Raw genomic sequence first — 8,578 nt, forward strand, 5'->3', positions numbered from 1 at the left:
CGCCTCGGCCGGCGGCCGTCAGCAATGCGGCGCCAGCCTCAGCCGACGAAATCGTGCGGCGCCTGATGGAGGAGCGCGACTCCCAGGTGCCTTCGCACTGGCTGAGCGCCGACGTCGACCGGGGCGAGCTGCCCACCGTGCCGGTGCAGCTCTACAACGAAGACGACTCGCCCGATGCCCGCGCCGCACTGCAGCGCTGGATCGAGGGCCTGCAGATCGGCCGCTGGTTCCATCTCTTCATCCAAGGGGACTGGCATACCGCGCAGATCGCCTGGATCGGCGAGGGCCGCCAGTACATGCTCTTCGTCGGCCGCGAGGCCGACGAGCGCCTGCCGCTGACGCGCCGTGCGCTGGAGGCCTTGCTGGCCAACGGTCTGATCACGGCGCTCGAGGAGGACAGCGTCGTGCAGCGGGCCGTCGACACGCTGATGAGCGACCTAGACGGCGGCTGATCCGGCAGCAGGGGCAGCCGCGCCGTGTGTCCATTCATGCAGGGCCAGGGCCACGTCGCCGACGCCGCTCTTCTTCAGTGCCGAGAACAGCGTCACCGCCACGTCGGAATGCTCTGTCGTCATGCCAGCCAGAAATTCGGTCGTCGCGCGCAGGGCGGCGTCCGCCTCCTTGCGGTTGAGCTTGTCGGACTTGGTCAGCAGCACCAGCAGACGGATCTCTCCGGTGGCGACGCGAGCGGCAACGAACTCCAGCAGTTGCTTGTCGAGGTCGGTCAGCCCCAGCCGGGAATCCACCATCAACACGACGCCGGACAGGCTGCGGCGCACCTCCAGGTAATCGGCCATCACCTTCTGCCAGCGCAGCTTGGCGGCCTTGGCCACGGCCGCGTAGCCATATCCGGGCAGGTCGGCAAAAAGCGCGTCCGGCGCGTCCTTGGGGCCCAGTTCGAAGAGGTTGATGTGCTGGGTGCGGCCCGGCGTCTTGGACGCGAAGGCCAGGCGCTTCTGCTGGGCAAGCGTGTTGATGGCCGTCGATTTGCCGGCGTTGGAGCGGCCGACAAAGGCGATCTCCGGCAGCTCCGTGGGCGGCAGGTGGATGAGCTGGCTGGCGGTGGTCAGGAACCGCGCGGTGTGCGTCCAGGCCAGCGCGAGCTTCTCGGTGGTGGGCTCGGCAGGCGCTGCATCAGGGATTTCGTTGGTCATGGCAGGGGCGGACGCTGTGATTCAGCATTGTAAAATTCGGAAGTTGCGCCCAACGAAACTCCATAAATCCATGAAGACTGTCGCCTTCCTCCTGTCGAGTCTGCTGCTGGCCGTCACGGCTCATGCGAACGAGCCCGCGGCCGCGTCGGCCAAGCCCGACATCGGTAAGGGCGGCACCATTGCGTCCCAGGTGTGCGCTGCCTGCCACACGGCGGATGGCTCGCGCGGCAGCCCGGCCAACCCCATTCTTCAGGGGCAGCACCCCGAATACCTCGCCAAGCAGCTGGCCGAATTCAAGTCCGGCAAGCGCAAGAACGCCATCATGAGCGGCATGGCCGCCCCGCTGTCGGAGGAGGACATCCGCAACGTGTCCGCCTTTTATGCCGGCAAGACCGCCAAGCCGGGCTTCGCCAAGAACAAGGACACGGTGATGCTTGGCGAGAAGATCTACCGCGGCGGCATCGCCGAACGAAACGTGCCCGCCTGCGCCGGCTGCCACGGCCCGACGGGCTCCGGCCTGCCGGCCCAGTACCCGCGCCTGGGCAGCCAGCACGGCGACTATGTCGAGGCCCAGATGACCGCCTTCCGCAGCGGCGCCCGCGCCAACAACCCCGTCATGACGACCGTCGCCGCGAAGATGAACGACGCGGAAATCAAGGCCGTCTCCGACTACATTGCTGGCCTGCGCTGAAGTTTTCGCAAGCCTCGAGAACGAAGGCCGGTGATCCCCACCGGCCTTTTTTTCCGCCTCGCTCCCGCGCCTGATGTCACAAGCCGTCCCCCGTTCCTCCGTCGCCCGCGAACTGCTGGACCTGCTCTCGTCCATGCGCTTCGCCATCGCGCTGCTCAGCGTGATCTGTATCGCCTCGGTCATCGGCACCGTGCTGCGCCAGAGCGAGCCCATGGGCAACTACATCAACCAGTTCGGCCCGTTCTGGGCCGAGGTGTTCGGCAAGCTGGGGCTGTACACGGTCTACAGCGCGACCTGGTTCCTCGTCATCCTGGCCTTTCTGGTCGTGTCGACCAGCCTTTGCATCGTCCGCAACACGCCCAAGATCCTGGTCGACCTGAAAAGCTACAAGGAAGGCGTTCGCGAGCAGTCGCTGCAGGCCCATCACCACAAGGCCATCGCCGAGTTGCCCAGCAACCCGCAGATGGCCCTGGCCGAGATCGGCACGACGCTGACGCAGCTCGGCTGGAAGGCCCGAGTTCAGCAGCGTGACAACGGCATCATGGTCGCTGCCCGCCGCGGCGCGGCCAACAAGCTCGGCTACCTGGCGGCGCACTCGGCCATCGTGCTCATCCTCGTGGGCGGCGTGCTGGACGGCAACGCCATGGTCAAGCTGGCCATGTGGGCACAGGGCAAGCAGCTCTATACCGGGTCCGGCTTCGTGTCCGACATCAAGCCCGAACACCGCCTCTCCACCGCCAACCCCGGCTTCCGCGGCAACGTCTCGGTCACCGAGCAGCAGCGCCAGGGTATCGCCGTGCTTAGCCTGCCCAACGGCGTCGTGCTGCAGGACCTGCCCTTCGACATCGAGTTGAAGAAGTTCCGTGTCGACTACTACCCCACCGGCATGCCCAAGAGCTTTGCCAGTGACATCGTCATCCATGACGGTACGACGCTGCGCGAGGCCACGGTCAAGGTCAACGAGCCGGTCATCCACAAGGGCCTGGCCATCTACCAGAGCAGCTTCGAGGACGGCGGCAGCAAGCTCAAGCTCCAGGCCCTGCCGCTGACCCACGGTGGCACGCCGGCCGACTTGGCGGGCCGCGTCGGCACCAAGATGGCCTTTGGCGACCAAACACTGGAGCTCGACGGCCTGCGCGTCATCAACGTCGAGAATCTGGCCGGCGAAGGCAATGCCAGCGGCGCCGATGTGCGCAAGGTCGATCTCGGCGACCGCCTTGGCAAGCACCTCGGCAGCGGCGCCAAGTCCAACTCGACCAAGGCCTTGCACAACGTCGGCCCGAGCTTCAGCTACCGGCTGCGCGACGCCTCTGGCCAAGCGCGCGAATACAACAACTACATGCTGCCTGTCGAGCTGGACGGTCAGAAGGTCTTCCTCGCCGGCGTGCGCGACACACCGGCCGAGAATTTCCGCTACCTGCGCATGCCGGCCGACGAGAACGGCAACCTGGACGGCTGGCTGCACCTGCGCCAGGCGCTGGCCGACCCTGCCCTGCGCGACACCGCCGCGCAGCGCTACGCGGTCTCGGCCACGCCGCCTCAGCAACCCCAGTTGGCCCCGCAGCTCAAGCTCACCGCCCAGCGCGCACTGACGCTGTTCTCGGGCGCCGCCGCCAAGCCGGGCGAAGAGGTCAAGGGCGGACTGCCGGCGCTGTCCCAGTTCATAGAGCGCGACGTGCCCGAGTCGGAACGCCAGCGCGTCTCCGAGGTGCTGCTGCGCATCCTCAACGGCAGCCTGTTCGAGCTGCACCAGCTCGCCCGCGAACGCGCCGGCCTCCCGCCCGTGGCCGCCGACGCTGCTAGTCAGGGCTTCATGACCCAGGCTGTGCTGTCGCTGTCGGACAGTCTCTACTACCCGGCGCCCATGCTGTTGCAGTTGCGGGACTTCGAGCAGGTGCAGGCCAGCGTCTTCCAGGTCGCGCGCGCCCCTGGCCAGAAGCTGGTCTATCTGGGCGCCCTCTTGCTCATCGTCGGCGTCTTCGCCATGCTCTACGTCAAGGAGCGCCGCCTGTGGGTCTGGATTGCGCCCGGCGCCGACATGGGCGGCTCGCAGGTGCGCATGGCCATGTCCAGCACTCGCGAATCGCCTGACAACGCCACCCTTTTCGCCCAGCTCAAGGCCGCCGTGCTGAAGGAGCCCTCATGAACACAACCACCTTTGACCTGCCGCGCCGCCATGCGCTGCAACGCCGCGACGCCCTCGACTGGGTCTTCGCCGCCCTCGTGCTGCTCGGCGGCGGCTATGCCTTCAGCCGCTACCACGCCAGCATGGACGTCTACGAGCAAGGCATCCTGCTGTGCTCCGTGCCCACGCTGATCGCGCTTGGCTGGTTCTGGAAACCTCTGCGCACGCTCAGCATCGCGGCCGGCGCGGCCACGCTGTCGGCCATCGCGCTGTACGGCCAGCACACCGATGGATTCGGCGCCGACCTCGCCGCCGGCGAGCAGACCTTCTGGCTGAAGTATCTGTTGTCCAGCCAGAGCGCCATCCTCTGGATGAGCCTGCTGTTCTACATGAGCATGCTCTTCTACTGGGGCGGCTTCTTCACCGGCGCCGGCCGCAACAGCGTGGCCGAGGTCATCGGCTCCAAGCTGGCCTGGGGCGGCGTGCTGATGGCCCTCATCGGCACGTTCGTGCGCTGGTACGAGAGCCACCAGATCGGTCCCGACATCGGCCACATCCCCGTCAGCAACCTCTATGAGGTCTTCGTGCTGTTCTGCTGGATGACGACGCTGTTCTACCTCTACTACGAGGCCCGCTTCGCGACGCGCTCGCTGGGCGCCTATGTGATGCTGGTCGTCAGCGGCGCGGTCAGCTTCCTGCTCTGGTACACGGTGGCGCGCGACGCTCAGGAAATCCAGCCGCTGGTGCCGGCCCTGCAGAGCTGGTGGATGAAGATCCACGTGCCCGCCAACTTCGTCGGCTACGGCAGCTTCGCGCTGGCCGCCATGGTGGCCCTGGCCTACCTGCTGAAGACCGCGACCACGCGCGCCCTCGCCATCGGCCTCATCGCCATGCCGCTGGGCATCGTCGGCCTGATCCTCGCTGTGCGCTTCGGCGCCACGCTGGAGGCCGCGACCGTCACCGGCCTGGACGGCTGGGCATACAAGATCATGGGCGTCGCCGTCTTCCTGGCCATCGCCGTCGCGCTGCGAAGCCACCTGACGGCACGCCTTCCCGACCTGCCCCAGCTCGACGACCTGATGTACAAGGCCATCGCGCTGGGCTTTGCCTTCTTCACCATCGCCACCATCCTCGGCGCCTTCTGGGCCGCCGAGGCCTGGGGCGGCTACTGGAGCTGGGACCCCAAGGAAACCTGGGCGCTGATCGTCTGGCTCAACTACGCAGCCTGGCTGCACATGCGGCTGATGAAGGGCCTGCGTGGCATGGCCTCCGCTTGGTGGGCACTCGTGGGCCTGCTGGTGACGACCTTCGCCTTCCTAGGCGTCAACATGTTCCTCTCGGGACTGCACAGCTACGGCACGCTTTGATGGTGCCGGTCGTCCGAGGCGTGCCTTGGCTGCCCTCCTCGGGAGGCGGCGATGCTCGCGGGATCGAGCCGCATGCACGTCGCCCATGCGAGCCGGCCTGGGGGCCACCCGGCGGCCGGAGCGTGAGCATCATGTGCGGCCGATGCCCGGTGATGGATCATTGAGGTGCCGGCACTGGAACCCTGGATCCAGGCCGCACCCGCCATCGCGGCAGCCCTGCCCGATCTCTGCTTCCTGATCGGCCCCGACCTGCGATTCGCGGCGTGCAACCGGCCCGCCCACGCCGACCTGCACGCGCCTTGGGCGACGCTGCAGGGCCGCCCGCTGCACAGCGTCGGCCCACCGGAGCTGGCGAGACGGGCAGTGGCCGCCTGCGGCAACGGCCCGCAACGACTGGAGTATGCGCTGCGCACATCGAGCGGCCGCCTGGCCCGCTTCGAGGCCAGCATCGTCCCGCTGCCGGGCGACGGCAACGGCTGGCTCTACATCGCCCGCGATGTCAGCTCCCAGGTTGCCCTGGACGCCGAACAGGCCCGCTACGCACGTGCGATGCAGGGCGTGGCCGACGGCCTGTGGGAGTGGGACATCGCCATCGACAGCGAGTACTTCTCGCCTCGGGCACGTGCCCTGCTGGACGCCCCCGGCCGCCTCGCCGAACAGCTGCAGGCCGACGACCAGGGCTTGTGGCGGGCCGCCCTGCAGTCCCATCTGCAGCATGGTGCGCCCCTGGACATCGACCTGCGCTTGGCCGGTCCTGCACCGCGCTGGCTGCGCTGCCGCGGCTGGACCGAGCGCGACGCCCAGGGCCAGCCGGCGCGAGTACTGGCCACGCTGTCCGACGTGACGACTTCCAAGCTCACCGAGCAGGCGCTGAGCGACAGCCAGGCCAAGTTCCGCGCCCTTTTCCATACCGTGCCCGTCGGCATCGCGGTGATCGACATCGCCAGTGAGACCGTCATCGAGGCCAACGATGAACTCGGACGCCTGCTGGGCTGGCCGACACCCTCCGTCACCGGCCAGACGGTCGCGGCCCTGGGACTGGCGCCGTTGCCGGGCACGGCCGGCCGCACGGAGGTCGACCACCGCGAACTGCGACCGGCCTCGGGCGCCCGGCTCCACGCCAAGCTCGCAGCCGAGCCGGTGGAGCTGGCGGGCCGCTCGCTGCTGCTGTGCGTCGTCGTCGACATCTCCGTGCAGGTGGCAGCCGAGGCCGCGCTGTCGGCCCTGGCCGAGCAGCTGATGGACCAGGAGCGCCGCACGACGCAGCGCCTGGCCCAGGCCCTGCATGATCAGCTCGGCCAGACGCTCACCGCCCTGCGCCTGACGCTGGACCTTGGGGCCGCGGCCGCCCGCGATCAAGCTCGCAGTCTCACGGACCAGGCCCTGCGCGAGGTGCGTCAGGTCCTCGTCGACCTGCGCCCGCCGCTGCTTGAGGACGAAGGCCTGGCCGCCGCGCTGGACAACGAACTCGCCCAGCGCCGCGCGCTGTACCCCGGTGTGCGGCTGAAGCTGGACGTCGAGGCCGAGCTGCTGGCGCAGCGCTGGCCCGGCCACGTCGAGTACGCTCTCTTCATGATCGCTCGTGAAGGCCTGGAGAACGCGCTCCGCCACGCCAACCCCACCGAGGTCAGGCTGAGCCTCTACGGCTTCGCCGATGAGGTCGAGCTGGGCGTGGCCGACGATGGCAGCGGCCTGGCCGACGGCTTCGAGCGCTGCCCTGGTCATTTCGGCCTCATCGGCATGCGCGAGCGCGCCCGCGTCATCGGCGCGACGCTGACGCTGGGGCCGCGGGCCGGCGGCGGCACCCAACTGACGTTGCGCTGGCACACGCCGCAATGACGCCGCCGGCCCGCGTCTACCTCGTCGACGACCACGCCATGGTGCGCCAGGGTCTGCGCGCACTGCTCTCCGAGGCAGGGCACGAGGTGGTCGGTGACAGTGGCGACATCACCGCGGCGCTGGCCGAGCTGCAGCAACTGTCGCCCGACGTTGTCCTCATCGATCTCTCTATCGGGCCGCGCTCCGGCATGGAACTGCTGGCCGAGCTGCAGCGCCGCCGCATGGCCGTGCGGCCGCTGGTGCTGACGATGTCGGCCCAGCCGCGCCACGTTGGCATGGCGCTCAAGCTCGGCGCCAGCGGCTATGTGCTCAAGGGGTCGCCGTCTGACGAGTTGCTGCAGGCCATCGAGGCGCTGCGCGGTGGCCGCCGGCACCTCGGCCCCGGCGTGGCCGAACTCGCCGCCCGCGCACTTGCTCAGGATGACGGCGAGGATCCCTTTGCCAGCCTGTCGGTGCGTGAGCGCCAGGTCGTCTCCATGGTCGTCAATGGCCATTCCAGCAACGAGATCGCGGCCTCCCTTCACCTCTCGCCCAAGACGGTGGACAGCTACCGCAGCCGGCTGATGGCCAAGCTCGGCGCGCCCGACGTCACGGCACTCGTGAAGCTGGCCCTGCGCCACGGGCTGATCAGCAACGACGACTGAAACCAGCCCGCACCATGCCCCTGACCCGCATCAACGCCCCGAGTCCGCTGGCCGGCCGCCTCGACGCCCTGCTGCCGTCGTTGGCCGACGCCCGCCTGCTGTTGGTGGACGACGACCCCGGCATGATCCAGCAGTTGGGCCGGCTGCTGTCCGGCTACAACCAGATGCGCTTCGCCACCGACGGCGAGCAGGCGCTGGCCATCGCGCACGGCTGGCAACCCGAGCTGATCCTGCTGGACGCCGAGATGCCAGGCATTGACGGCTTCGAGGTGTGCCGCCGACTCAAAGCCGATCCGCTGCTGGTTGAGGTGCCCGTCATCTTCGTGACCCGCCACACCGACGCCCGCGTGGAGTCGGCCGTGTTCGAACTCGGCGCGGCCGACTTCGTCGCCAAGCCCGTGGCAGGCCCGGCACTGCGCGCCCGCGTCGCGATGCAGCTGCGCCTGCACCGTACCGCCCAGCGCCTGCTGCGCCTGGCCCGTCGGGATGCGCTGACCGGCCTGATCGAACGCGCGCACTTCAACGAAGAGCTGGACCTGGAATGTCGTCGCGCCCGCCGCAGCGGCCAGCCGCTGGCGCTGCTGCTGGTCGGCATCGAAGGTCTGGCCGTCTACCGGCAGCGCCACGGTGGCGCCGCGGCGGACAACGCGCTGCGTCATGTCGCAGCGTTGGCGCAGCAGTCCCTGCAGCGGCCGGCTGACCTGCTCGCGCGCCACGCCGACGACGTCTTCGCGCTGCTGCTGCCGGACACAACCGCT

General features: G+C 68.7%; 8 protein-coding genes. 7 read left to right on the forward strand and 1 reads right to left on the reverse strand.

Going from position 1 to position 8,578, the window contains the following annotated elements; genetic code table 11:
* A partial coding sequence (locus VGF12_RS02655; RefSeq protein WP_331174498.1) for a DUF1631 family protein occupies positions 1-452 on the forward strand: 452 nt, incomplete at its 5' end.
* Here the strand turns inward: VGF12_RS02655 and yihA are convergent.
* Positions 438-1,154, reverse strand: coding sequence for a ribosome biogenesis GTP-binding protein YihA/YsxC (gene yihA / locus VGF12_RS02660; protein ID WP_331174499.1), 717 nt, complete (start codon positions 1,152-1,154; stop codon positions 438-440). The two genes, VGF12_RS02655 and yihA, sit on opposite strands and share 15 nt — an antisense overlap.
* A 70-nt stretch (positions 1,155-1,224) precedes the next feature.
* On the opposite strand from yihA, the gene VGF12_RS02665 reads away from it, so the two are divergent.
* The 6 genes from VGF12_RS02665 to VGF12_RS02690 all read left to right on the forward strand — a co-directional run.
* Positions 1,225-1,845, forward strand: coding sequence for a c-type cytochrome (locus VGF12_RS02665; RefSeq protein WP_331174500.1), 621 nt, complete (start codon positions 1,225-1,227; stop codon positions 1,843-1,845).
* 73 nt (positions 1,846-1,918) lie between these two features.
* Complete coding sequence (locus VGF12_RS02670; RefSeq protein WP_331174501.1) at positions 1,919-3,991, forward strand: cytochrome c biogenesis protein ResB; 2,073 nt, start codon at positions 1,919-1,921, stop codon at positions 3,989-3,991.
* Entirely contained in the window at positions 3,988-5,337 is a 1,350-nt protein-coding gene (gene ccsB / locus VGF12_RS02675; RefSeq protein WP_331174502.1) for a c-type cytochrome biogenesis protein CcsB, read from the forward strand. The genes VGF12_RS02670 and ccsB overlap by 4 nt, the downstream gene beginning before the upstream one ends.
* Positions 5,338-5,502: 165 nt before the next feature.
* The gene (locus VGF12_RS02680; protein ID WP_331174503.1) at positions 5,503-7,176 is read left to right on the forward strand and encodes a PAS domain-containing protein; all 1,674 of its coding nucleotides are present in this window, start codon (positions 5,503-5,505) and stop codon (positions 7,174-7,176) included.
* Entirely contained in the window at positions 7,173-7,820 is a 648-nt protein-coding gene (locus VGF12_RS02685; protein WP_331174504.1) for a response regulator transcription factor, read from the forward strand. Before VGF12_RS02680 ends, VGF12_RS02685 begins: the two co-directional genes overlap by 4 nt.
* A gap of 14 nt (positions 7,821-7,834) precedes the next feature.
* Positions 7,835-8,578, forward strand: a 744-nt coding sequence (locus tag VGF12_RS02690) for a GGDEF domain-containing response regulator (protein ID WP_331174505.1), incomplete at its 3' end; no start/stop codon positions are given.

Source organism: Roseateles sp. (assembly GCF_036404855.1).
GTDB lineage: Bacteria > Pseudomonadota > Gammaproteobacteria > Burkholderiales > Burkholderiaceae_C > Pelomonas.